This is a genomic window from Dellaglioa sp. CoH-56-MRSF-11 (assembly GCF_056782135.1).
The window spans coordinates 64,275-88,548 of the sequence record NZ_JBXAYE010000004.1 but is presented as its reverse complement, the minus strand read 5'-3'; the positions used below and the strand labels follow the sequence as shown (position 1 = coordinate 88,548).

General features: G+C 33.3%; 22 protein-coding genes and 1 other annotated feature (1 of these 23 running past the window's edge). Of the genes, 7 read left to right on the top strand and 15 right to left on the bottom strand.

Annotated elements, in window-relative coordinates:
• Window positions 1–62: a binding site (T-box leader), on the bottom strand; it reaches 139 nt to the left of the window's first position.
• Window positions 63–99: 37 nt separating this feature from the next.
• The 4 genes from tpx to ezrA form a co-directional block, all read right to left on the bottom strand.
• Window positions 100–588, bottom strand: coding sequence for a thiol peroxidase (gene tpx / locus AC1RPT_RS05610; RefSeq protein WP_481761667.1), 489 nt, complete (start codon window positions 586–588; stop codon window positions 100–102).
• A 115-nt stretch (window positions 589–703) separates the two neighbouring features.
• Complete coding sequence (gene thiI, locus AC1RPT_RS05605) at window positions 704–1,921, bottom strand: tRNA uracil 4-sulfurtransferase ThiI (protein ID WP_409022345.1); 1,218 nt, start codon at window positions 1,919–1,921, stop codon at window positions 704–706.
• A gap of 15 nt (window positions 1,922–1,936) precedes the next feature.
• Window positions 1,937–3,088 (bottom strand): cysteine desulfurase family protein, encoded by a 1,152-nt coding sequence (locus tag AC1RPT_RS05600; RefSeq protein WP_481761666.1) that lies wholly within the window; start codon window positions 3,086–3,088, stop codon window positions 1,937–1,939.
• Window positions 3,089–3,237: 149 nt separating this feature from the next.
• Window positions 3,238–4,959, bottom strand: coding sequence for a septation ring formation regulator EzrA (gene ezrA, locus AC1RPT_RS05595; protein ID WP_481761665.1), 1,722 nt, complete (start codon window positions 4,957–4,959; stop codon window positions 3,238–3,240).
• A 391-nt stretch (window positions 4,960–5,350) separates the two neighbouring features.
• Between ezrA and rpsD the strand changes: the two genes are divergently transcribed.
• A complete protein-coding gene (gene rpsD, locus AC1RPT_RS05590) occupies window positions 5,351–5,959 on the top strand; it encodes a 30S ribosomal protein S4 (protein WP_409022342.1) in 609 nt (202 codons plus the stop codon).
• Window positions 5,960–5,984: 25 nt separating this feature from the next.
• Here the strand turns inward: rpsD and AC1RPT_RS05585 are convergent, their stop codons facing one another.
• A complete protein-coding gene (locus tag AC1RPT_RS05585) occupies window positions 5,985–6,602 on the bottom strand; it encodes a DUF1054 family protein (RefSeq protein ID WP_481761664.1) in 618 nt (205 codons plus the stop codon).
• Between the two features lie 68 nt (window positions 6,603–6,670).
• Between AC1RPT_RS05585 and AC1RPT_RS05580 the strand changes: the two genes are divergently transcribed.
• Entirely contained in the window at window positions 6,671–7,117 is a 447-nt protein-coding gene (locus AC1RPT_RS05580; RefSeq protein WP_481761663.1) for a YueI family protein, read from the top strand.
• A gap of 48 nt (window positions 7,118–7,165) precedes the next feature.
• Here the strand turns inward: AC1RPT_RS05580 and gshAB are convergent, their stop codons facing one another.
• Entirely contained in the window at window positions 7,166–9,424 is a 2,259-nt protein-coding gene (gene gshAB, locus AC1RPT_RS05575; RefSeq protein WP_481761662.1) for a bifunctional glutamate--cysteine ligase GshA/glutathione synthetase GshB, read from the bottom strand.
• Between the two features lie 139 nt (window positions 9,425–9,563).
• On the opposite strand from gshAB, the gene AC1RPT_RS05570 reads away from it, so the two are divergent.
• Both AC1RPT_RS05570 and AC1RPT_RS05565 read left to right on the top strand, forming a co-directional pair.
• Window positions 9,564–10,835, top strand: a complete 1,272-nt coding sequence (locus AC1RPT_RS05570) for a replication-associated recombination protein A (RefSeq protein ID WP_481761661.1) — start codon at window positions 9,564–9,566, stop codon at window positions 10,833–10,835.
• Window positions 10,836–11,527: 692 nt separating this feature from the next.
• A complete protein-coding gene (locus tag AC1RPT_RS05565; RefSeq protein ID WP_409022337.1) occupies window positions 11,528–12,013 on the top strand; it encodes a universal stress protein in 486 nt (161 codons plus the stop codon).
• Window positions 12,014–12,047: 34 nt separating this feature from the next.
• Here the strand turns inward: AC1RPT_RS05565 and AC1RPT_RS05560 are convergent, their stop codons facing one another.
• From AC1RPT_RS05560 to AC1RPT_RS05540, 5 genes are all read right to left on the bottom strand, one after another.
• Window positions 12,048–12,605, bottom strand: coding sequence for a DNA-3-methyladenine glycosylase I (locus AC1RPT_RS05560; protein ID WP_481761660.1), 558 nt, complete (start codon window positions 12,603–12,605; stop codon window positions 12,048–12,050).
• Window positions 12,606–12,677: 72 nt separating this feature from the next.
• A complete protein-coding gene (locus AC1RPT_RS05555; protein ID WP_409022784.1) occupies window positions 12,678–13,784 on the bottom strand; it encodes a D-alanine--D-alanine ligase family protein in 1,107 nt (368 codons plus the stop codon).
• 102 nt (window positions 13,785–13,886) lie between these two features.
• Entirely contained in the window at window positions 13,887–15,197 is a 1,311-nt protein-coding gene (locus tag AC1RPT_RS05550; RefSeq protein ID WP_481761659.1) for an NCS2 family permease, read from the bottom strand.
• Between the two features lie 135 nt (window positions 15,198–15,332).
• Complete coding sequence (locus AC1RPT_RS05545; protein ID WP_481761658.1) at window positions 15,333–15,887, bottom strand: 5-formyltetrahydrofolate cyclo-ligase; 555 nt, start codon at window positions 15,885–15,887, stop codon at window positions 15,333–15,335.
• Window positions 15,888–15,891: 4 nt separating this feature from the next.
• Window positions 15,892–16,932, bottom strand: coding sequence for a zinc-binding alcohol dehydrogenase family protein (locus AC1RPT_RS05540; protein ID WP_481761657.1), 1,041 nt, complete (start codon window positions 16,930–16,932; stop codon window positions 15,892–15,894).
• Between the two features lie 200 nt (window positions 16,933–17,132).
• Between AC1RPT_RS05540 and AC1RPT_RS05535 the strand changes: the two genes are divergently transcribed.
• A complete protein-coding gene (locus AC1RPT_RS05535; protein WP_481761656.1) occupies window positions 17,133–17,849 on the top strand; it encodes a DUF975 family protein in 717 nt (238 codons plus the stop codon).
• Window positions 17,850–17,879: 30 nt separating this feature from the next.
• On the opposite strand, the gene AC1RPT_RS05530 is transcribed toward AC1RPT_RS05535, so the two are convergent.
• A complete protein-coding gene (locus AC1RPT_RS05530) occupies window positions 17,880–18,521 on the bottom strand; it encodes a DNA alkylation repair protein (RefSeq protein WP_481761655.1) in 642 nt (213 codons plus the stop codon).
• Between the two features lie 92 nt (window positions 18,522–18,613).
• Between AC1RPT_RS05530 and AC1RPT_RS05525 the strand changes: the two genes are divergently transcribed.
• Both AC1RPT_RS05525 and AC1RPT_RS05520 read left to right on the top strand, forming a co-directional pair.
• A complete protein-coding gene (locus AC1RPT_RS05525; protein ID WP_481761654.1) occupies window positions 18,614–19,717 on the top strand; it encodes a baeRF6 domain-containing protein in 1,104 nt (367 codons plus the stop codon).
• 102 nt (window positions 19,718–19,819) lie between these two features.
• On the top strand, window positions 19,820–20,290 hold the full coding sequence (locus AC1RPT_RS05520) for a nucleoside 2-deoxyribosyltransferase (RefSeq protein WP_481761653.1): 471 nt from the start codon (window positions 19,820–19,822) through the stop codon (window positions 20,288–20,290).
• A 92-nt stretch (window positions 20,291–20,382) separates the two neighbouring features.
• On the opposite strand, the gene AC1RPT_RS05515 is transcribed toward AC1RPT_RS05520, so the two are convergent.
• The 3 genes from AC1RPT_RS05515 to AC1RPT_RS05505 form a co-directional block, all read right to left on the bottom strand.
• Window positions 20,383–22,287: a M13 family metallopeptidase gene (locus AC1RPT_RS05515; RefSeq protein ID WP_481761652.1), complete on the bottom strand. Its 1,905-nt coding sequence runs from the start codon at window positions 22,285–22,287 to the stop codon at window positions 20,383–20,385.
• Between the two features lie 271 nt (window positions 22,288–22,558).
• A complete protein-coding gene (locus tag AC1RPT_RS05510) occupies window positions 22,559–23,329 on the bottom strand; it encodes an ABC transporter permease (RefSeq protein WP_481761651.1) in 771 nt (256 codons plus the stop codon).
• Window positions 23,322–24,257 carry an ABC transporter ATP-binding protein gene (locus AC1RPT_RS05505; RefSeq protein WP_481761650.1) on the bottom strand — a complete coding sequence of 312 codons (936 nt, stop codon included), beginning with the start codon at window positions 24,255–24,257 and terminating at the stop codon, window positions 23,322–23,324. Before AC1RPT_RS05505 ends, AC1RPT_RS05510 begins: the two co-directional genes overlap by 8 nt.
• Window positions 24,258–24,274 lie beyond the last annotated feature (17 nt).

Genomic DNA, 24,274 nt, shown 5'->3' with positions numbered 1-24,274 from the left:
AAAATGTTTCAGCCTAGCATTTTATCTCTGAAATGACTGGTGTTCTCATTCTTTGTCTGTAGTCACATTTTAGCGTTTATTCTGAAAATCGTCAATATTTTATTTTTTTAATTCTTCAAGTAGTTTAGCGTAGTCTGGCTCATTTGAGATTTCCGTAACCAGTTCTTCATAAATAACATGTCCAGTTTCATCTAAAATGAAAACCATTCGAGCCATATGACCAAATTCCGGAACATCTAATCCAGTAACTTTCGCAAAATTCCCCTTATCTGCATGAAGCAATTGTAAATTGTTTACACCCTCAGCGGCACACCAATTTTTTTGATCTTCTTTTGAATCATCAGATACGGTAATAAATTCGATATCTCTAAAATTATCTGCTTCCATATTAAAACGTTTTGTTTCTATACTGCAAACACTTGTCGTAATACTTGGAACAACACTTAATACTAATTTTTTACCTGTACTTTTAGGTAATGTTACAACTTGATCATTTTCATCGTACGCATTAACTGTAGGAAAAACTTCCCCTACTTTTGGTGCTTCCCCAACTGTATCCATTTCACTACCATGACGAGTTACTTTCATAATTGACCACCCTTTCTTTATTTATCTCTATCTTACTCAATTACTGTTTAAGAAGCGACTTATTTGATTGGACAAAAAAAGATTAGACCGATTTGTCTAATCTTTTAAAGTGCTACTATAGTAATTCTGCGAATAATTCACTATTTTCATTTAAATATTCTTCGCCAACACGAATCTTGCTAACCTTGACACCTGCCAATGCACGTTCCATTAAGCCATCGATATCCAAACGAGCTTCAAATTCCCTTGAACGGTCTAAACGAGGCTTTGTTTTAGGTGCTGGTGGGGCAAAAATTGTACAACAATCTTCAAATGGTTTAATTGAAAGTTCAAATGTATCAATTTTTTTAGCAACATCAATAATTTCATTTTTATCCATTGAAACGACTGGTCGAATAATTGGCATTGTTGTAACGTCATTAATTGCAACCATGCTTTCAAGTGTTTGAGAAGCAACTTGGCCTAATGATTCTCCATTAAAGATTGCTAATCCACCACGTAATTCGGCAATTTTTTCAGTTAAACGTAACATGAAACGACGTGTTATGGTCATTAAATATGGTTCTGGTACATCATGTTTAATTTGCTCTTGAATCTCAGTAAAAGGAACTTCAATAAATTGAATCGTTCCAACATAAGGTGTCAATTTAACTGTTAGTTCTTTAGCCTTAGCTAAAGCTTGTTCACTTGTATATGGTGGACTGAAGAAATGAACCATCTCCATTGAAACACCACGTTTCATACCAAGGTACCCTGCAACAGGCGAATCAATTCCACCTGATAACATTAACATCCCTTTACCAGCAGTACCAACGGGTAAACCACCAGCACCCTGACGCGTTTCAGAAGATAAGAAAATCCCATTTGAACGAACTTCAACACGTAAAATAATATCAGGCTGTTTCATTTTAACAGTAATGCCAGGCACGTGATCTAAAATCCAGCCACCTAGTTCGTCATTCAACTCATTAGTATCTAATTCAAAATCATGATCAGAACGACGTGTGTTAACTTTAAATGTTGTCCCTTCAACAAATTGCTCACTAATCATTGCTACAGCTGTTTCTTTAACTAAATCCATATCTTGTTCAACGCGAATTGCAGGTGAAAAATTTTGAATCCCAAAAACCTGTGATAAACGTTGCATAACTAATTCGCTGTCGTCACCGTTTAAATTAATGTGCATCCGATCACGATTTGCTTTAACAACTAAATCATCAAAACCATGTAAACTATTTCGAACGTTTGTTCCTAGGCGATCAATAAAGTTCCTCTTATTTTTTCCTTTTGTTGATAGTTCGCCATAACGAACCATTATCTCTGTATATTGCATGTCGACATCCTCTCATTATTTAGAATTAATTTTTTCAAATTTATGATACAAAATATCAAAAATACGATTAAATTCTTTTGCTTCTTCTAGCGTATTATTTCCATCAAAACTGATTCGAACGGCTGATTTAGCAAGCGGTTCTGGCACATTCATTGCTAATAATGTGCCAGATGCTTGATTTTTCTTTGATGAACAAGCACTTGTAGTTGAAATATATATTCCTTCACTTTCAAATGCATGAACAATTGATTCGCCACGAACACCCTCAATTGCAAAACACAATATATGTGGCGCAAAATTTGATTGTAATTTTGAAAAAGTTGTAATCTTATCAAACTTACTAATATGGTTGAAAACTAATTCTTTAACAGCTTTTTGTTTCATCACCATCTTAGTTTCATCTGTTAATAATAATCGCAATGCTCTTGCCATGCTAGCAATTGCAGGTACATTTTCAGTTCCGCTACGTAAGTTATGTTCTTGTCCACCACCTGTAAGAAGTGGTTCAATGTGACGACCTCTTTTACTGTAAATAAACCCTACTCCACGTGGCGCATGAAATTTATGCCCAGAGAACGTTACAAAATCTACTCTGTCACTCATAAAAGCTTCTTGCACACCTTTACCAATGGCTTGAACAGCATCCACATGAAAATGAACTGTTGGATAATCTTTTAGTACGTCCCCAATTTCAACTAAAGGCTGAATGGTTCCAATTTCATTATTAACTGCCATAACTGAAACTAAAATAGTATCAGATCTCAAAGCAGCCTTTAAATCATCAATACTAATTCGCCCCTCATCATCAACTGGCAAATAGGTAACCTCAAAACCAAGCTGTTCCAGCTGAGCCATTGTATTCATAACAGCAGGATGCTCAACGGTTGTCGTAATTAAGTGCTTACCATGGTTCATTTTTGCCATAGCCGTTCCTTTAATTACCCAATTGTCACCTTCAGTTCCACTTCCAGTAAATAATATTTCATCTTCAAATACATTTAATAAGCTTGCGATCTGTTGGCGTGACTGCTCTAATAAATTATGAGCTATCTCACCTAAGTTATTTAGGCTAGATGGATTACCCCATACTTGGTCACTAACTTTATTATATGTATCTAAAACTTCGGGCGTTATTTTTGTTGTTGCGCTATTATCAAAATAAATCATTAGTTACCTTCTTTTCTGAAAAATACTTTTCTCATTATAATATACTTCGTACCAGATTGACACTTTTTATTCATCCCTGGTGTTTCTTTATAGAATATAAAAGTGGCGACTGAACAAATTAATGCCCTAGTCCCCACTTAATATAGTTACTATTCAATTTCAAAGCTGTCTTCCATATTATCATAATATTGTTTCTCTATTTTTTTATATGAACCAGGCTCTACTTTATCTAATGCAGTCGCAATTGTTTCCAAACTAGCTGCATAATTAAAATCATTATTAAATAATTGCTTTGCCTTTTCAAATGCAATTGCAATCTCTTCATTCGAATTTCTAAATCTATTCGCATATTGTAGTAAACTCTCAGATAACGATGCACTATCAATAAGATCGTGTGTCTTATCTTCTAAACTTTCAAGATCTGCTTCAATATCGATAATTTGTTTTGCAATTTTTTCAATGTTAATTCTTAATTTACCAATTGCTACTTCAACTTCTTCAATTTCATCACTAACAACATAGAAAAAATCTAAGTAATCATTAGGTAGTCCTGGAAGATTAACCTGTTCAACTTGTCTTTTAATTTGATGTAATTCAATATCAAATCTTTGAATTGTTGCGCTGGCCTTTTTTTCATTGCTACGTAAATCCTGAATACTAGCATCAATTTTTTGTTGTTCAGATTCAATTTTTTCTAACAACTTAGAGTTTTGTTCAACTCGCTCAGCCATCTCGCTATAAATTGCTTCACCAGAATCAATAACCGCTTTATCAGTATCATGTTGTGCATCAATGTCCCTAATTTGTTGATTTAATTTTTGCGCGTCTTCTAATTCATTATGACTTAATTCATAATTTTGACCCAATCTATCTAATTCAACTAAAAGCATTTGACTTTGTTTTTCAGCATGATCAATGAATTTACGATAACTTTCTTCTTGCTTTTCTATCTTATCTTTTGCGGCCAACTCTTTTTCCATAACATCATATAAATAATCAATTTGATTAGCCATGTCATTAACTGCAACAATTGTTGACGCTACTTCTAGGTTCTCTAATTTAAGTAATGTTTCGTCAACACGTGTTTGAATTTCGTCTATTTGTTTAGGGATGTCATCCCCCACTGGAAAATTATAATTTTCATCCGTTAATTTCATGTAACCAGATTGTAATTCAGCAAGTTGATCTGGAAATTCGTTCTTCAAACTTTTATATAGTGGTGGAATCTCATCAAGAATCTTTTCTAACGAAGTTGTATCTTCTCTTAACTTACTTAAAACTTTTTCAGCCGTATCATGATCTCCAGCACTCGTTAATGTTGAAAAACGGTCAAAATCATCTTCAAGACCAGTTAGTTTATCCTCAAGTTTATCGATACTAGGTCCATACGAAAAGTTCTTTGATAATAATGTTTTACGTAAATCCTGATATTTTTTTTCAAGTGAATCAACAGCTTGATGATTACTTTCATCACTTTCTTTCAACGACGTTAATGCTTTTTCAATCCCTTTAAGTGTTTTTTCACTTGAAATTAATTTTACTTCTATTTCTGCCGCTAATTGACGGTTAGAAAGAAATTGATATTTCGAGTTTGCTTCATATGCTTCATTAATTTGTGTCGAAATTTTAGGCAATTTTGCATTTTGCACTTCTTTAAAGTCTGATTGTAATGCTGAAAATGTTTTAAGACTTTCACCTGTTAACCCCAAATCCTTCGTTAACTGAAGCTGTTGTTCAACTTCAGAATGAGCAATAACCTTTACTTGATCACGAAATGTTTCGAATTTTTTTTCATTGCGTTTCTGAAGAAAAAACGCTGTTGCATAGATAATAATGGCTACTACTATTATTCCAACAAAAATCTGTGTCATATCCTAATCCCGCCTTTAGCTTACTAAAATTTATATTTACTTTTCACATTCAAATTTTATGCTTCTAATCATTATATCATAGACCTTTAAAGCGTTCACTAGCTTTTATCTATTATTTATAGAAATTAATGTTATTAATTATATACATTCTTTTTATTATGTAAACAAACGTGAAAACAAATTGACATTAGTTTAAAAAGACAGTATGATGAGTCTTGTGTAAAATAATGCAGCGGTGGACGGTAAGCTCGTCAACAGTTTGTTGCCCAATTGTCTTGGTTCAATTAGTACCCTTTCAGCTGCAAAGGTGAACATTGCAAAACAAACTGCACGAATACTAAGTTCACAAAGGATTATTTTACTCCAAAACAAATATTGGAGGAATTTATATATGTCACGTTATACTGGCCCAAGTTGGAAAGTTTCACGTCGATTAGGTCTTTCTTTAACAGGTACTGGTAAAGAATTAGCTCGTCGTCCTTATGCACCCGGTGATCATGGTCAAAACAATCGCCGTAAATTATCAGAATATGGTTTACAATTACGAGAAAAACAAAAACTTCGTATGATGTACGGTTTATCAGAACGTCAATTTGCTAACTTATTTATTAAAGCTGGTACAATTCGCGAAGGTAAACATGGTGTTAACTTCATGATCTTACTTGAAGGTCGTTTAGACAACGTTGTTTATCGTTTAGGTTTGGCTTCTACTCGTCGCCAAGCTCGTCAATTGGTAAACCATGGTCACATTACTGTTGATGGCAACCGCGTTGATATTCCTTCATACGCAGTTGAAATCGGTCAAGTAATCTCATTACGTGAAAAATCAAAGAGTTTACAAATTGTTAAAGACGCAATGGAAGCATTAGTTGGCCGTCCACAATTCGTACAATTTGATGCTGATAAATTAGAGGGTTCATTAACTCGTTTACCAGAACGTGAAGAACTTGAAGCAGATATCGACGAATCACTTATCGTTGAATACTACAACAAATTATAATTTCAAATTAAAAAACATCTCATTCTTAATGAGATGTTTTTTTTGTCCATATTTTATAGATTTCAATTAGTGGCAGTAATGTATTTTTCAAGTCGTTTAGTTGTTTATATTCATTTAAGCTAAAAAACTCATCTTCAATAGCTAAATTCTGTCCAATCAATAGTTCTTTAGTTTGTACACTACTCCACTTTTGACTATCAGTAAGTGTTATTGTGTTTGCTAAAGTACCCGTCTCTTTATTTGTATGATCCACTGACCACACGAAAGTATCTTCTAGTTTCTGAATCATTATTATTGATTCAGAAACGCCCTCTTCATACAAGCTTTTGTCTTTAATATCTGCTAATGCAGATAACCAGATAAATAACCGATCATCCCAATAACCAATTTCAAAATGTGGCATCATTTTATAGCCACGTTTATTCTCGCTAAAAGCCATCCAAGTATCAGGCGGTGGATTTTTTGATCTTCTAGCATGTTTTGCAATGTGCAAATACATTTTAATTCCTAATTGTTCTTCTAAAAAAGGTAGTAGTTCAGCTCCCACCTTTTCGAATTTGGGATCAATAATTGTCTTTATTTTTTTTAATCGTCCGTCTAATGTTTGATCTTTAAAAATTAAAAAATCATCTTTTATAAACATTTCGCTCTCTCCTTTTGTATCAAACATGGTATGCTAAATTCATAACTTACTGAAAGGTGGTCAACTCCATGACTGAAAATAACTTAGATCCACATCTTCAATCTGGCCTTTACGGAACACCTCAACTTCATCCCGATGAACAAAGAAAGTACTTAGGGACATTTAGAGAGCGGGTCAGCCTAGCAATGACTGTTGCTGAGGTAACAGCATCTAAAAATATGGCTGGATTTGAAAAAGAACTACTTGAACATCCCGACTATCATGTTCTACTTAATGGTACAATTGATCAGAATATATTAGCCCCATACATCACCTTAACGCATAAGCATGATGTTAAATTTACATTAACATCAAATAATGATACTCCTGATGGGGTTGAAATTATGGGGCTAGTTGTCGCTTCTGAAAAAAATGCGATTAATGAATCTGTTATTGATATTAATGAAAAATATCCAATTATACAAGTTGAAACGCCAGAAAAGAAAAAATCATTTTTTGAAAATTTATTCGATTAGCATAAAAACTTAAACTAACACTTTTATATTAAGTGTAGTTTAAGTTTTTTATTTGGTTTCTAAAATCTTTACTATTTCATTAGCAATAGGCTGGTTATCTCCAAAATTAGGAAACGAATTTATCGATAAATCAGGAGCCGTTTCAATTGAAAGAACGGTTAAAGCATCCCTATGTCTATAGTCATATGCTATATACAAGTTAGGAATAACCACATCAACTGCCCCCATCGTCATTTTTAAACGTTTTGCATAACCTTCAATTAACGCTATATATGATTCGTCCATTTGATTGCTAACTTCATTTTGATTTGCACCCGAATAAAAATTACTATCATATCTAATGATTGCTTCAGACCCTCTTGAAATAACAGTTGATTCAGTAATACCTTGTGATGCTATTGTTTGATGTTCAACTTCTGACAATTTAAGCGGATACCATGGACCTTGACTAGTACGTTCTACTTGTGCATTTTTTATTGTAATTAACTGTGCCAACGTCTTTCGTCCATCGCCAACTACACTAACTGGTAATCTTTCAACAATACCCTTTACATGGCCACCTACAATCATAAATCGATAGACTGACCCAACAGTAATTTCTTCAATTAAAACTTGTGTATCAATTGATAAGATACGTTTAACGGCTTCTTTATACTCGCTTAACGTCGGAGCCACTCGAAATACATGTGTTGCTTGACTGCTCTTTATGAATCTTGGCTTAATAACTAATGCTTTGTTGACTACATCTGCATAATAGTTCATAGCTTCATCTAAAGTGTGTACATTAATACTACTAGGAACTTTAATATCAAGGTTGCCCAATATTTTTTTAGTTGTTTGCTTGTCATATGCAATTTTGTTTAAAACACTGGTATCTAAATCAGAAATTACCCCATTTTGCAGAAGATGTCCGTTCACCCGTATGACGTCCAAATCACTGTCAACAAGATCAAAATAAGACCCTCTTTTTATCAACGCTGCTAAAATAAGCTGCGTATTTTTCGAGTAACAGTTAAAGCCAATCAATGAACTTAACTGTGACTGATACTTTATCTTATTAGATTTTGCTTGTTCCATTGCAAAATCAGCCAACGATTTATTAATATCTTCATCAACTATCCTTGCACTCAGACTCAATTCAGGTCGTTCAAATTGTAATTTAAATTGAACTAATGTATCCTCTAAATTTTTATCTAGATAAAAATTATCATTAAATAAAATTAATTCGTTCAGCAGTTTTATTGCAGCATTTTTAACAATCGAGGTTGTTTTAGGGTCTTCTATTGCCACCTCATTTTTTAATTGTTTCGCTTTAAATATAATATCATCAACTTCATTTTCTGCCATATCTGGCGTCATTAGAAAGTAAGCCGCTAATAATTGAATAAACTTAATTGTGTCACCTTGAATACCAACACGAGAAAATGGATCAACATCAAATCCACGGAGTTCAATATAATTAACACCAGATGAAATTAATGTATCTTCCTTTTTAGTAGCTGATTTAAATTGTACATCTCCATAATATTCAGAAAATGATAACAATTTACCATTCTGGACCATCTTATTAAGTGACGTAACGTATGAGTTAATTGATCGATAAGAAGCTTGAACTGAACTATCAATATTGGTATAGCCAAATTCACTGTTTCTAACACTTCTAACCGGATGACAAGCATTATAATTAGTACTTTCAACAATTGGTGTTGCTCCAAACAAGTAAGTTGTAAGCCAACTCTTTTCCATAAATTTGCGTCCAATTTTTAAATAGACGTAATTATGAAATTCTATATAAGAATTAAAATAACTATGAAACTCAGAATCAAATAAAATCTGAATTACTTTTTCTGGAAAGCTAAAATTAAGATGTACAGACGTAAAAAGTTGACGTTTTTTTCCATACTTTTCTGCTAATTTATTTCGGTATATAAATCCTAATTCATCTGGATGCGCTATTCTTACTTTAGATTCATCCACTGGTAATTTAGGAATTGAACTCAATGGCCATAACTGTTCATCACTATCCAATTCTTGTGTTGCGACTTGTTGAATGGCATCTAGATAGTTAATAACATTATCAGCCCCCTCAATTGGTGGCGTGATAAATTCCATTTGTGATTCGCCAAAATCTGTTTTTATATAAGGATGTTTAAATCTATCTCCTAATGATTCAGGATGATCAGTTGAACTCAGCACTCCCGTATTCTTCACTCTTTGAGTTTCTCGCTCTAATCCTATCAACGATTTTCTAAGTAGAGGTGCGAGCTTTTCTTCCTGAATTTGTAATCCGATTGCATCTAGTTTCATATCATTGTGCCTCCTCATTTGTCTATTACATTGTACCAAATATTTGAATTAATCCTTCATATTTGCAATCCATTGTGCCAATTAAATTTATGCAATATGCTATACTATTCTTTAGTAATCAACGTGAAAGGAGCCACATATGTTACAACCACTTGCATTCAGAATGCGACCAACTAAAATTGAAGAAGTCGTTGGCCAACAACACCTTGTTGGTCCAGGTAAAATTATCAAACGAATGGTCGAAGCAAAACTGCTTTCATCTATGATTTTATACGGACCACCTGGCACTGGTAAAACGAGTATCGCCAGTGCTATTGCCGGATCAACTCAGTATGCATTTCGTAAATTAAATGCTGCAACTGATTCTAAGAAAGACCTTGAAATCGTAGCTGAAGAAGCAAAAATGAGCGGTACTGTTATTTTACTTTTAGATGAAATCCATCGATTAACGAAACCTAAACAAGACTTCTTATTACCCCACTTAGAAAGTGGCCAAATTATTTTAATCGGTGCAACAACAGAAAATCCTTACATTACCATCAATCCAGCTATTAGAAGTCGAACACAAATCTTTGAAGTTAAACCTTTAGACGAAAATGATATTGAAACTGCACTTGATCGTGCACTAGTAGATAAAAATATTGGTCTCGGAAATCTTAATATTAATTTAGAAGCTAATGCACGGTTACACTTAGCGCGAGCAACCAACGGAGATTTACGTAGTTCTTTGAATGCACTTGAACTAGCTGCTAAGTCAACCCCACCTGATAGTTCAGGTGTCATTACCTTATCACTATCAGTCATAGAAGAGTGTCTACAAAGAAAAGCATTAACCCATGATAAAGATGGCGATGCTCACTATGATGTTATTTCTGCTTTTCAAAAATCAGTAAGAGGTTCCGATGTTAACGCGGCTTTACATTACTTAGGACGTTTAATTCTTGCTGGTGATTTACCTACAATTGCAAGGCGTTTAATCACAATGGCATACGAAGATGTCGGATTAAGTAGCCCTGCAGCATGTGCTAGAACCTTAACTGCTGTACAGGCGGCAGAAAAAATTGGCTTTCCAGAGGCTAAAATACCTCTGTCTAACGCAGTAATTGATCTCTGCCTCTCACCCAAATCAGACTCGGCAAATGTTGCCATAAATAATGCAATTGCTGATATTGAAAAAGGTGGTTTTGGAGATATTCCTGCTCATTTAAAAGATTCACATTACAAAGGTGCTGCAGATTTAGGTCATGGTATTGGTTATAAATTTCCACATAACTATCCAAATGATTGGGTTGCCCAACAATATCTTCCAGATAAATTGAAAGATGCTAATTATTATGAGCCTAAAGCAAACGGGCGTTATGAACAAGGACTTAAAGAACAATATAGTAAATTACATCCATCAAAAAGATGATTTGTTGCCGCTTACATCATAATTGTTGCACCTTTTAAAAGTCTGTGCTATATTAAAGATGAAGTTCTGAAGTGTACGCGTTATCTTATTAGAATGTTGACCGAACAAATAATTATACCTAGGCGTCAACTTGATAGGCTAGCTAATTTCAAGCCTTTTCACTTGGTAGTTAGAGGCTAGTACAGTCGATGCCACCTGCTTCACTGCGGGCTCAACTCACGAAGATGATTAACGGCACTACGCGGATATTCCAAAGCTTTTGCTTTGATGGTCTGGGCAAACTATGTTTGCTCAGACTTTTTTTATTAAGAATAAAGGAGTCTTTAAATGTTAATTCGGATACTTTTAGCCGTTCTTTCACTCTTACTCTTGACTATCGGCTATTACTTATTCTCACATCGCAACAAAAATTTTATGATATTTAAACCTGAGTCAAACCAGGTGCTAAGCTCAATACTACTTGTCTTTGGGTTAATTATCTGTATTGAAAGCTTAGTTGGCTTAATTTCAGTAATCATTTTTATACCCATATTTTGTGGGATACTAGTTACTCTAGCCTGCCTTACGGTTGGTGCTTTAACAATTATTTTATCTTTTTTTATGCATTAATCTAACTTTGTAACCGTTTTTACTTCTATTTTCATTCGTTTTGTCGTAAAATAGAGGTATATAAAAGAAAGAGGTGGCCGACCATGTTACAACAATATAAAAATATTTTAGTTCCTGTAGATGGTTCTGATGAAGCAAAATTAGCATTCGAAAAAGCAGTACAAGTAGCTTTAAGAAATGGCGAAGATTCTACACTTCATCTTTTGCATGTTATTGACACTAGAGCATTCCAAAATATCTCAAGTTTTGATACGTCAATGGTTGAACAAGTTAGTGATACAGCAAAAGAGACATTGAATAAGTATATTGCACAAGCAAAAGCAGCTGGTCTTAAGAATGTTGACTACTCAATTGAGTATGGTTCTCCAAAAGTAGTTATTGCTAAAAATGTTCCTATTAATTTAGATATTGATTTAATTGTGATCGGCGCTACTGGATTGAATGCAGTCGAACGATTATTAATTGGTTCAGTTACAGAATACGTAACTCGAGTTGCTGTTTCTGATGTCTTAGTTGTTCGAACAGATTTAAATAACACACCTGCTCTTAAAAATAATCTTAAAAAATAAAAAAAGAAATTAGCCATAATTGGTTAATTTCTTTTTATTTTGTCTTGAATTTACATAAAGTAATATGGTCATCTACCATACCCATACTTTGCATCAATGAATAAATAATTTTAGGACCAACAAACTTAAACCCTAATTTCTTCAATTCTTTAGATAACTTTTTTGAAATGTCGGTTTCAGCTGGAACATCCTCTGCATGTCGCCAGAGATTATTAATTGGTTTATTTGCTACAAATTCCCATAAAAATGAATCAAATGATTGCCCATCTTGGTTCATTCTTATGATCGCCTGTGCATTCGCGATAATAGCGATAATTTTTTGCTTATTTCGAATAATATCTGCATTTTCCATTAGTTCCGCAATTTTATCTTCATCAAATTGACTAACTTTGTAAATTGAAAAATTTTCAAAAGCGTGATTAAAATGATTACGTTTATTTAAAACGGTCTTCCAGCTCAACCCTGCTTGCATTAATTCTAAACTCAATAATCTGAATAGTTGTTGATCGCCATAAAGCGGCTTTCCCCATTCTTCATCATGATAATCTTGCATTAACTGATTACCCGATTGGGCCCATGGGCATCTTTCCATATTCTATTCTCTCCTTCACTCAAATAAAAAAGATTACTAGTGCTGTCTCCAGACTAATAATCTTCTTAAAATTTAGATTTCAGGTAATTCAGTAAAGTCATAATGTAATTCTTTAACAGCGGCATGTTCGTCGAATGCTAATTGGATTAATTTATCAATTAATTCTGAATAACCAATTCCTGAAACTTCCCACAATTGTGGATAAAGCGAAATGTTTGTGAATCCAGGTAACGTATTTAGTTCACCAAGATATGGAATACCATCTTTAACTAAGAAATCAATTCGTGCTAAACCACGACAACCCAATGCTTCAAAAGCACGTAATGACATGTCTTGGATTTCTTTTGTTAATTCATCTGGTAATTCAACAGGCATTTCAAATTCCACACCTGAAGCATCAACGAATTTATTATTGTAATCGTAAAATACATCAGATTTAGGTACGATAACTGCACCTAATTTTGAAGCTTTTAAATCAGTATTTCCAAGAATTGAACATTCAATTTCATCAGGATTTTCGATTGATTCTTCAACTAAAAGCTTTGTGTCATATAAAAATGCATCTTCTATACCTTCAAGGAATTCTTTTTCGTTATGTGCCTTATGAATACCAACTGATGATCCTTGGTTAGCTGGTTTAATGAAAACAACTTCTCCAAGTTCCTTACTAATGTGTGCGTAAGTCATTTCAGCACGATTGTTGGCCTTAACAACCAAATATTTAGTATTTCTGATATTATTTAACGTTAACATTTTCTTAGTTAAATCTTTATCAAATGAAATTGCTGATGAACGAACATCACTACCAATATATGGTTTATCTAAAAGTTTAAATAATCCTTGAATTGTACCATCTTCACCCATATTACCATGAATAACTGGATAAAAAAGATCAATATCTTTAACTTCAGTTAAACTCATGATATTAGCTAACGGATTTGTAAAATCAATTGTTGGTAAGACATCTTCAACAACTTTTGCTTCTGGTTCGCCATCAAAAATGCGACGTGAAGCAGCATCTCCAAGTAGTACACCTTCCTTTGTAAACATGAATAAACTAACTTCGTACTTATTTTTATCCATTGCATCGTAGATATTATGTGCTGAACGTTTTGAAACGTCATGTTCTGATGAATTACCACCAAAAAGTAATCCAATGTGTATCTTTTCGCTTGTCATCATATTCTCCATTCCTATTGTATTATTTTTGTTCGCTTTAAACTCTTAGTCTAAATAATACCATGTTTATAGTAGATCTGTCATTTACGTTTGCTATTTTATTTAAACATTTAAAATCCACATGAAAAGTAAGAACACAAAGAACAGTCCGTACATGATTGGATGAACATCTTTTCGACGACCAGCAGCAATCATTGTAATTGGATAAAAAATCATTCCCAAAGCAATCCCGTCAGAGATACTATAAGTTAATGGCATACCAATTACAATTAAAAATGCTGGAATTGCAATTTCCATTTTTGTCCATTCGATTTTTGTTAAAGATTGTGCCATCAATACACCAACAATAATTAATGCTGGAGCAGTGACCTGTGTTGTTACAACTGATAATAATGGCGAGAAAAATATCCCGACAATAAATAATAATCCAGTTGTAACAGCCGTTAAACCTGAGCGTCCACCAACGGCGATACCTGCTGAAGACTCAACATATGCACCAACTGGAGATGTTCCTAAAACAGAGCCAGCAAGCATTGCTGTTGAATCAGCAACTAAAGCTTTACCGACACGAGGCATTTTATTGTCTTTCATGAATCCGGCTTGTTGAGCTAACCCAACAAGTGTTCCAGCAGTATCAAAGAAAGTAACTAACAAGAAGGTTAAAACGACTACCCATAACTGAACCGTGTTAATATCACTAATATGTTTAACGCCTTGCATAAATGTTGGGGCCAAACTTGGGGCACCGGCAACAACTTGTGTTGGCATTTTAATTAATCCTGTGATGAATCCTAGAATAACTGTTGCAAACATCCCAATAAAAATACCACCTGGAACACGTCTAACCATTAAAATTGCAGTAACAATTAAGCCAAAGATTGTTAACCATGTTGTACCAACGGTCAATGGACCTAGGCCCACAACTGTGGATTTGTTTGCGATAATTAAGCCACCATCTTGTAAACCGATAAAAGCAATAAATAAACCAATACCACTTGAGATAGCGTATTTTAAGTTACTTGGAATAGCATTAATAATCATTTCGCGTAGTTTAAAAATAGTAATTAAAATAAAAATTAGTGATGCTACAAATACACCTGCTAAAGCTGTTTGCCATGGAATTCCCATACCTATAACAACTGAATATGAGAAAAAGGCATTAATACCCAATGCGGGAGCTGTTGCTATTGGGTATTTAGCTAAAATACCCATTAAAATACAGCCTAAAGCACTTGATAATGCAGTTGCAGTAAATACTGCCCCTTTGTCCATCCCCGAAGCACTTAAAATCGTAGGATTAACAAATAATATGTAAGCCATTGATATAAACGTTGTAAAACCAGCTAACATTTCGCGTTTAACCGTTGTATGTAACTGATCAATTTCAAAATATGATTTAATGCGATTAATCATTTTAAATCTCCTTTTCATAAATACATTTGTTCGTGTTTATCTCATTAATGAGCAATTACAATTTTACTATATTCGTATATTAATGTAAATAATATTATTAAACTGTATTTTGTTAAGGATTTATTCAAATAGAACTTATACTGTAATAATTTTATCAATTTTAATATCAAACTGATTACTTGTCCATTTCTCAGAAATTACATTTTGAACGTCCAAACAAAGTGAAATTGTTTTTGGTTGATATTTTGCAATATACCGATCATAATAACCACCGCCAAAGCCAATCCTTTGATTATTCTCTAAATTAAACCCAACTCCTGGTACAATCACTAAATCTAAATTATTCTTTTCAAGTGCAACATTATATTCAGGTTCTAATAGTCCATAATCACTTTTTATAAGCACCTGTTCAATAGATAAGTAAGGTAAAAATGCAAGTTGCTTTTCAGGCATCGTTTTTGGTATATACACCCTCTTACCTTGAGACAGTGCCGCCAATAGTAATTCGTTAGTACTAAACTCAATCGATTGACTAATTGTTAATCCGATTGAATCAGCCGATTCCCATTCTTCAGATTGTAAAACTTTATCAATAATTGCCTTCTCCTGATTCCTTTTTTCAAGGACCTTATTTTTTGCCAAATCAACCATCTTGTTAATAATCATTTTTCTAATTTCTTTTTTACTCAATAGCTTATACCTCCGCGTTAAATTCACCAGTTATTACAAACTTTCCAATCATCTTACCATTTTCAACAACTTCAGAAGCCGTTCGTAAATTATCGGCGTTAATCCCCACCAATGATTTAGTCATCGTTGATTTTAGTTTGCCTTCATCTAATAACGTGGCTAAGCGATTTAATGTTTTACCTTGAGAGCTCATATCTGCCGTGTAATATACACCTTTAGTAAAAACTGTTAGCCATTTAAACTCATTACTTTTATTTTTTAATTTACCAATTGGTAAATTATCAGATGTGCCCACAATTGAAGTAATAATACCCTGAGGTCTGATGATATCTGCTGCTAAATCAAAATAAGTTTCTGTTGAGTGCAATATTAGAATACCATCAACTTCATTAATATTTAATTTAACTAATTGTTTCTTCAAATCTTTTCGGTGATTAATGACAATATCAGCGCCCATCTTTTTAACCCAATCGCTCGTTTCTAATCTTGAAGCGGTCGTGATAACAGTCAAACCAGCCCATTTAGCAAGTTGAATAGCAATAGAGCCTACACCACCAGCTCCATTAATAATTAAAACTGATTTTCCACTATTGGCATTTTTCTCTGGAATGAAATTTAATTTTTCAAATAATGCTTCCCATGCTGTTACACCTGTTAGTGGCATAGCGGCTGCTTCACTGTCTGTTATTTTCTTGGGTGCATTTCCAACTAGTCGTTCATCAACTAGCTGATACTCAGCATTACTTCCTGAACGATTATTGACACCTAAATAAAAAACCTTATCACCACTATTAAATTGTGTTACTTCTGATCCTATTTCAGAGACGACCCCGATTGCATCGAAACCTAAAATAAGTAATTTTTCTTCAGAATCAATTAACATTCTTGATTTATAATCTATTGGATTCACTGAAATACCCGTTACCTTCACAAGAATATCATGATTTTCAGGTGTCGGTTTATCGATTTTGACATCTCGTAATGCATTTTTATCTTCTGTCGGAAATTTTCCAAATGCTGCGATGGCCTTCATTTTATTTACCATTAGCTCACTCTTCTTCCATTAATATAGATTACGCTATTCATCTTACTACAATCTAACAAAAAGTTTGGTTTGTTTCACTTTTATACCGTCTAAAAATATTGAAATACTCACATTCTCAATCTGTCAGTATAGACTTAATATTTGGTTTAATGTATGCTTAAAATATTATTAAAACATATACAATTAAGGAGACACACATCATGGAAAAACCACTAAAAACGAGACAACAACTGAAATCTGAATCAAAGGCATTACTTAAAGGACACTGGAAGTCAGCTATCCTAGTTAGCTTACTAGCAATCCTTATTTTTATTGTTTATTCTCGCTTATATTCTACTGAGTACGCAGACATTATGAATTTATATTCTACTGAAAATAATAACCAATCATCAGCTATCAGTCCTATAATTTCAGCAACTGTCGTTGTTCTTTATCTTATTTTTCAAATTCTACTTGTAGGTGTTTCATATACATTCTTAACTTGGGTCAGTTCACAAAAAACACCAGAACATGCATTTACACAAAGTTTCCAAGTTTTCTCAAATGAATTATTTTTCCCATCTATTGGTATCGCCATTCTCAAAACCATTTATAGTACACTTTGGACTCTCTTGCTTATTGTCCCAGGAATTATTAAATACTATTCTTATTCACAAGTCTTTATGATTAACAAAGACTTAACAGATAACCCAAATCATCCTGACATCAGTATTAATAAAAAAATAACGTTAAGCCGTGAATTAATGAACGGACACAAATTTGATTTATTCGTAATAGAGTTAAGTCTGGTTGGTTGGTACCTATTATCAATCGTGACACTTGGAATTGGTTATATTTGGTACATGCCTTATCAACAAGCAATTAAAGCAAATTTCTACAGAGACCTTGCCGGAGATAAATTCTTAACCTTAAAATAAGCAAAAAAGACTGAATAAAATCAGTCTTTTTTATTTTGTCTTCACATGTTTAAGTCCTTCTCGCACAGCTAGCTTTGATAGATCATGGCTCTCAATAAAAGTTATAACCCAATTTTCATCAGTCTTAGCATACTCACGTAATGACCAACCAATCGCTTTTTGGATGAAAAATTCATCTGTTGTTCTATCATTCAAAATCATCTTTGATAAGTAAGCTAGATTAGTTTCTTCACGATAGCCTAACTGAAGATTTATACCCACACGACGCATCCAGAAATTATCATGGTTTTCAAATTGCTTACTAATATCGTTAAAATTTATCGGACTTAATTTTAAAAAGTCACTAATAACCTTACGTAAAGCATCTACTGAATCCCACCATGGTTTAACCTTAATTAACTCAACCAATACTTGGACTTCATCAACCGTCAATCGTTTAAGATTTTTTTGTGCTAAGTCGATTGCAACATATTGATACTCTCTTTCTTCACGACCATAATAAGCTAAAATTTGTGAGATTAACTCTTCTAGAGGCCAACTCTTAGATTCTTTCATCAAGTCCTTTGTTAGTTCACGTCGACTTGGTGTCTTAATCCCTAAGTAAGAAAAATTATTTTTCATGTAAGCTTCCATTTTTTTAATATTTTTGTTATCTTTTTCTAAATAAATCATATTTACTCCTTTTATGAAAACGTAACCATATAAGTTGGATAACCGTTTTCATGATGTTATACTAAAGGTAATCATATAAAGGGGGAACCATTATGTCAATGCATAACAATTTGAAAAAATTACTCACAATCAAAGAAGAACCCATTGTATCAATCTTTATCAAAACATATCCAGGTATTAATTTTGCTGCGAAGAATCAGTTAAAACTAAAAACTAGTTTAAAAACTGCCAAAGAAGCTCATTCGGATGTACCTAAGAAAACTTGGGAACTAATTGAAACACAATTGGTTAATTTTATTAATGAAATTGCAGATAAAATCGGTCAATTCCCTAGTATCGCACTTTACTTAACACCTAACGATTACTTTAAATTTAATTTAAATCACGCTATTGAAGTAGATAAAGTTATTGTTGGTCCTGAAGCATACACTTTACCTTTATTAGCTCAACAAGCAACAAAATTATCAGGAACAATCCTAAGCTTACACCGTGATTCATTTGAATTACATCAATTCAAAGAAGGTGTCTTATTGAAACAAGAACTCCCAGAGGATGCTCCTATCGACATGGTATCAACTCTTGGTCCTGAAAGTACAGATACCACGACCACTCATGGCCCTACTGGCGCCCTCCATGGGTTAAATACTAAGGATGAAGAAAAAGCGATTGATAATAGAAATTACTACTTGGCAATTGAAAAATTCCTAGTTACCCATCCCGAATTAATTTATAAACGTCTTTTCCTTATTGGACTACCTAAAAATCAAAGCTTATTCCATGAATTAACAAAATTAAAATCAGTTAATTCAGAAATTACAATTAAAAAATCACCTAGTGCCCTAACAACTACAGAAATTGAAAAAGATTTGTTAGATCAAAATCAAATTTTAATCAATCAAACAATTGATCATTTATTGGATCGTGCTCGTTCACTTGATGAAGTTAATCCAAGCAAAACAAACCCAATCGATTTGTTTGCTCTATTAACGCAACATCGTGTTAATACTTTATTAATTAACGAAGACGCTGTATTCCCTGGTTTAATTAGTGATGGTCAAATTATCGATACTGAACCTGGAAAAACAACCAATAACTTATTAAATGATTTAGCTAACTTTACTTTACGTAATAGTGGTAACGTTTACGTTATTTCAGCTGACCACTTTAATTCAGGTCAATTCGTTTACGGTGTTTAGAAATTGAAAAAGAAGACTTCATTGTCTTCTTTTTTTGTGCCCATTTTTAAAATGTCATGCTATACTTAAAAAAGCAAATATATATTCCAGGAGACGATATTAATGAATAAAGTTTATTTAGCAGGTCCATTTTTTAGCGACAAACAACGTGAACGTGTTTCTCAAGTTGTTGCAGCATTAAAAGAGAACAAAACAATTGATAGTGACAATATTTACTTGCCCCAAGATAATCAAAGTAAACAATATGAACAATTCAGTCAACAATGGCAACGTGCAGTTTATTTAGCTGACACACGCCAAGTTCATCGCGCAGACGTTGTTGTTGCTATCTTAGACTACAAAGAAGACGAAGATAACGAACCTGACTCTGGTACTATGTTTGAAGTTGGTATGGCAGTAGAAGCTCATATTCCAGTTATCTTAGTTCAATTTGAAGCTGGTCGTGTTATCAATCTAATGTTATCTGAAAGTTTAACTGCTTTCTTTGATGAGAGTAAAAATGGCTTAAATGAACTTTCTGAATATAATTTCAACGTTTTGGAAGAAAAAATTACAGAGAACGAAGTATTATAATATGCTACCTTTAAGTATTACGGATAAACAATCGCAGCAAAAAGGACATTATCATTTTGATAATGTCCTTTTAATTTGTCTTAATTAATCATTTACCAAATATTAACGCGTTCATCGACTGCTTTATACATTGCATCACTTGCAACAATATCAAAGGCATCATAAAATTCTGCTAAATTTTGAACTTGAATATTAGCACGCAACTTAGCAGGGGCATGAACATCAATTGATAATAACAATTGCATATACTGTGTTGAAGCCTTCATTCGCCATACTTGTGCCCAATTAATGAAAAATGCTTCAAAATCAGTATCGTCTTCAGATTTAGCCGCTTCAAGTGCACAACTAAGCCCACCAGCATCAGCAATATTTTCAGAAACTGTTAAAGTCCCATTAACTTTTTGGCCTGCGAATTCAGTTCCGTCAAATTCAGTAATCATTTGTTGTGATAATTCTTTAAAATGGGTCAAATCGGCTTCACTCCACCAATTATTCAAATTACCATACTCATCAAATAGCGCACCATTATTATCAAAAGCATGTGAAATCTCGTGCGCAATAACTGCTCCAATACCACCATAGTTAGCACTACTACTCTGCTCTAAACTATAAAATGGTGCTTGTAAAATAGCCGCTGGAAAGACAATGATATTTTTAAAGGGATGATAATAAGCATTAACTGTTGCTGCACTCATCTCCCAAAGATCACGATCGACAGGTTTATCCCACTTACTAAACATATCTTCAGTGGCTAATTTATCAAAGGCCATTGCATTCTCTAGCAATGTTTTTTCCATATTAACGTGCATTTTTTGATAAAGCGGGTTAATTTTATCTGGATACCCAACTTGAATACCTAATTTACTTAATTTTAAAATTGCCTTATCACGTGTAGTACTTGTTAACCAATTATTAGTAGCCAATCTATTTTGATAAACATTAATCATCTTTTCAACCATCTGTTGAACGTCTGCTTTAGCATCTTCACCAAAGTATTTATATCCATAATATTCGCCCACAACCCCACTATAGGTTCCCATGGCTAGATAATAAGCAAACTTTTGTTGTTTTTTCGGTGCCTTGCTTCCAGATAATGCACGCCCGTATTCACCAGCAATAACACGTAAGTCATCTGATAAATATGAACTAAGACTCCCTACTGTTTTAACAATTAACCAACTTTTAAATTCTGTAAAATGAGTTGTATTCACGAGTTCATCAATAGATGATAAAAATTTAGGTTCAGTCACAATTATTTTTTCTGGTTCATTCCCATTTAAAAGATTTTTAACAATTGATTTTAAATCTAAATTACTACTTTGTGAACTAAATTCTGTGAAACTTTGTGGGTTGTACGCTTTACTATAATCAGCTGATTCTTCAGCACTCTTGACATTTGGCACTAAGTTACGATCAAAAGTTAGTGCCTCTGTAATAACATGATTTGCATTTTCTTCACTATAATCTAAAGCAACTAATAACTTAGTCATCATCGCCCTAAATGCTTTAAGTAAACCTTCAGCTTGTGAATTATCTCGTTCATAATACGTTTTATCTGGTAAAACCAAACTCGGAGCTGCCACAAATAAAGCATTAATTTTAGCATTTTTCATATCAGCATCAACATCAAACCCAAGTGGTGTTGGATAACCCGCACGAACAAAATCTGCCCATTTAGTATCGAAATCAGCTAAACTTGTTAAATTTTCTAAAGGTGCTAAAACTTTTTTCAATGGTAAGGTTCCTTCTGATTCACGTCGATCAAAATCAGCTGCTAAGGCATAATAGTTTAAAAATTCTTGCATTAATGGTGCTTTAACACTAGAATCAGCTGACATTTTTTCAAAATCAGCCATCAAAGTTTTATCAATTTCATCAGCTAAATCATTAAAACCACCCGTCGCAGGTTTATCATCAGGAATTTTGGCAGTTTTTAACCATTCACCATTTACTGCTTCGTATAAATCATCTTTAATTAATTGTTTATTTATAGTCATTATTTATCTCCTTTTTAGTTTTATATGTAGCTAGTATAAACGTTATTCTAGTGTTTTAATAATAATTTACTTGAAAAACAGACATTTTTTCAAAATATACCTTATATCTATCTTTTAAAGAGTCTACGATATCTATCTTTGGTACCATTTTTCGTACCCTAACAAAAAAACAAAAGCCATAAGACTTTTGTTTTTGGTGCTATCCAGATTCATTATTGATCAACCGTCACAGAATGATTAATAAGAAAGAAGGATTATTACATTGGCTATCCTAACTTCTCAAACCTCTACCTTTATTAATAAGATACCAACAAATCCAGTAAAGAACACCAATAAACAGAATAAGAATTATCATTGATAAAGCAAGTGATACATCAGTCTTACCTAAAAAACCATATCTAAATCCTGAAATCATATAAACAATTGGATTAATCTTAGAGATGGCCTGCCAAACTGGTGGTAACATTGAAATAGAATAGAAAACACCACCAAGATAAGTTAATGGCTGTAAAACAAACGTAGGTACAATTGACACATCATCAAATGACTGTGCAAAAATACCATTAATTAATCCTGCTAATGAAAATAAAATGGCTGTCATCAAAAGTGTGATAATAATAATGACCCACGAAAAAACATGAAGAGGTACAAAAAATAATGAAATAATAGTGACAAGTGCCCCAACTAAAACACTTCTTCCAAGTCCTCCAATAACAAATCCCCATATAATAATATGCGTTGGTACTGGTGCAACTAGTAATTCTTCAATATTTTTCTGAAATTTCTGAGAAAAAAATGACGAAGATACATTAGCATACGAACTAGTGATCACCGACATCATAATTAACCCTGGTACAATGAATTCCATATATGAAAATCCACCCATTGCACCAATTCGGCCACCAATCATTTTACCAAATATAATAAAATACAATGATGTTGTAATCACTGGTGGTACTAATGTCTGTACCCAAATTCTCAAATAACGATTAGTTTCTTTTATTGCGAGACTTTTTAATGCAGTAAAATATTGATTAAACATGTTTCTCCCCCACTTGGTGCTTTTCTTCCGTAATTTTCAAGAATAACTCTTCTAATCGATTCGATTTATTTCGCATAGAAAGAACTTTTATCCCTTGTTCATCAAATTGTTTAAAGATCCCATTAACACCTTGATTTCGTTCAACTTCGATAGAAATTGTTTGCGCGTCTTCAAAGGAATTTTTATACCCTATAATTTCTGGCTTTTTATCATACACATCTAAATCGAAAATAAACGTTTCAAATTGTAATTTTGATAATAAAGTTTTCATGCTCGTATTTTCAATCAACTCACCTGATTGAATAATACCGATATGACGACAAAGTGTTTCTGCTTCTTCTAAATAATGAGTCGTCAAGATAATCGTTGTGCCATTCTCATTCAATTCCTTTAAAAAAGACCACATTTCACGTCTCAACTCAATATCTACACCCGCAGTTGGTTCGTCTAAAATGAGCAACCGAGGTTCATGCATTAATGCCCTGGCAATCATCAATCTTCGTTTCATCCCACCAGAAAGCATTCGTGCACGTACATTACGTTTTTCCCATAAATCTGACTGTTTTAAATATTTTTCACTGCGCTCCATTGCTTCTTTATGAGGAACACCATAGTAACCAGCCTGATTAACAACAATTTGTTGAACCGTTTCAAAAGGATTAAAGTTAAATTCCTGTGGGACAAGTCCAATTTGTTGTTTGGCTTGTACCAAATTGGTATCAATATCGTAATCAAAAACCTTCACTGTTCCCGCTGTTTTATTCACAAGAGATGTAATAATACCAATTGTCGTTGATTTTCCCGCACCATTAGGCCCTAAAAGTGCATAAAAATCCCCTTCTTCTACAGCCAGATCAATACCACGTAACGCTTTAACACCCGTTGCATATTCTTTTTTTAAGCCTTTTATTTCCAGTGCATATATCATTTAATTATTATCCCCTT

Bases quoted from the DNA above. Each gene is read 5' to 3' on its own strand.
- tpx (WP_481761667.1), bottom strand. From the start codon at position 588: ATGAAAGTAACTCGTCATGGTAGTGAAATGGATACAGTTGGGGAAGCA.
- thiI (WP_409022345.1), bottom strand. From the start codon at position 1,921: ATGCAATATACAGAGATAATGGTTCGTTATGGCGAACTATCAACAAAA.
- AC1RPT_RS05600 (WP_481761666.1), bottom strand. From the start codon at position 3,088: ATGATTTATTTTGATAATAGCGCAACAACAAAAATAACGCCCGAAGTT.
- ezrA (WP_481761665.1), bottom strand. From the start codon at position 4,959: ATGACACAGATTTTTGTTGGAATAATAGTAGTAGCCATTATTATCTAT.
- rpsD (WP_409022342.1), top strand. From the start codon at position 5,351: ATGTCACGTTATACTGGCCCAAGTTGGAAAGTTTCACGTCGATTAGGT.
- AC1RPT_RS05585 (WP_481761664.1), bottom strand. From the start codon at position 6,602: ATGTTTATAAAAGATGATTTTTTAATTTTTAAAGATCAAACATTAGAC.
- AC1RPT_RS05580 (WP_481761663.1), top strand. From the start codon at position 6,671: ATGACTGAAAATAACTTAGATCCACATCTTCAATCTGGCCTTTACGGA.
- gshAB (WP_481761662.1), bottom strand. From the start codon at position 9,424: ATGAAACTAGATGCAATCGGATTACAAATTCAGGAAGAAAAGCTCGCA.
- AC1RPT_RS05570 (WP_481761661.1), top strand. From the start codon at position 9,564: ATGTTACAACCACTTGCATTCAGAATGCGACCAACTAAAATTGAAGAA.
- AC1RPT_RS05565 (WP_409022337.1), top strand. From the start codon at position 11,528: ATGTTACAACAATATAAAAATATTTTAGTTCCTGTAGATGGTTCTGAT.
- AC1RPT_RS05560 (WP_481761660.1), bottom strand. From the start codon at position 12,605: ATGGAAAGATGCCCATGGGCCCAATCGGGTAATCAGTTAATGCAAGAT.
- AC1RPT_RS05555 (WP_409022784.1), bottom strand. From the start codon at position 13,784: ATGACAAGCGAAAAGATACACATTGGATTACTTTTTGGTGGTAATTCA.
- AC1RPT_RS05550 (WP_481761659.1), bottom strand. From the start codon at position 15,197: ATGATTAATCGCATTAAATCATATTTTGAAATTGATCAGTTACATACA.
- AC1RPT_RS05540 (WP_481761657.1), bottom strand. From the start codon at position 16,932: ATGGTAAATAAAATGAAGGCCATCGCAGCATTTGGAAAATTTCCGACA.
- AC1RPT_RS05535 (WP_481761656.1), top strand. From the start codon at position 17,133: ATGGAAAAACCACTAAAAACGAGACAACAACTGAAATCTGAATCAAAG.
- AC1RPT_RS05530 (WP_481761655.1), bottom strand. From the start codon at position 18,521: ATGATTTATTTAGAAAAAGATAACAAAAATATTAAAAAAATGGAAGCT.
- AC1RPT_RS05525 (WP_481761654.1), top strand. From the start codon at position 18,614: ATGTCAATGCATAACAATTTGAAAAAATTACTCACAATCAAAGAAGAA.
- AC1RPT_RS05520 (WP_481761653.1), top strand. From the start codon at position 19,820: ATGAATAAAGTTTATTTAGCAGGTCCATTTTTTAGCGACAAACAACGT.
- AC1RPT_RS05515 (WP_481761652.1), bottom strand. From the start codon at position 22,287: ATGACTATAAATAAACAATTAATTAAAGATGATTTATACGAAGCAGTA.
- AC1RPT_RS05510 (WP_481761651.1), bottom strand. From the start codon at position 23,329: ATGTTTAATCAATATTTTACTGCATTAAAAAGTCTCGCAATAAAAGAA.
- AC1RPT_RS05505 (WP_481761650.1), bottom strand. From the start codon at position 24,257: ATGATATATGCACTGGAAATAAAAGGCTTAAAAAAAGAATATGCAACG.